At 55.1% G+C, this 356-nt stretch carries 1 pseudogene; it reads left to right on the forward strand.

Annotated features, from left to right (window positions below):
* Positions 1 to 356 (forward strand): annotated as a pseudogene (locus tag QP415_RS10975) (sensor histidine kinase); the annotation flags it as partial.

Consider the following 356-nt stretch of genomic DNA (forward strand, 5'->3'; position numbering starts at 1 on the left):
TTTTGGGAACGTCGTCCCCTCTCTACTCAGCTGGTCACCCTGATTACAACCCTGTTGGCTCTGGGGCTGATCATGTCTGGAACGGTCATGGTAGGCCTCCTGCAACGCCATCTGGTGTCTCAGATTGACGAACAGTTGCGCGTCACGGCGAGCTCTTTCATTCGAGGCGAAAACACGTCGATTAAAGACGGCACCTCGGGTCTACCAACCCTGTATTACAGTCACGCACGCTCCATAAGCGGCGACGATACGACCTACTACTACCCGGGAACGTTGGAAACATCGGGAACACCCGTGATCCCGGATCTGCTTGCAACTGCGCAGATTTCGGAAACCTCCGACGAGATCACTAACCC

This window comes from Pauljensenia sp. UMB3104, assembly GCF_030217285.1.
GTDB lineage: Bacteria > Actinomycetota > Actinomycetes > Actinomycetales > Actinomycetaceae > Pauljensenia.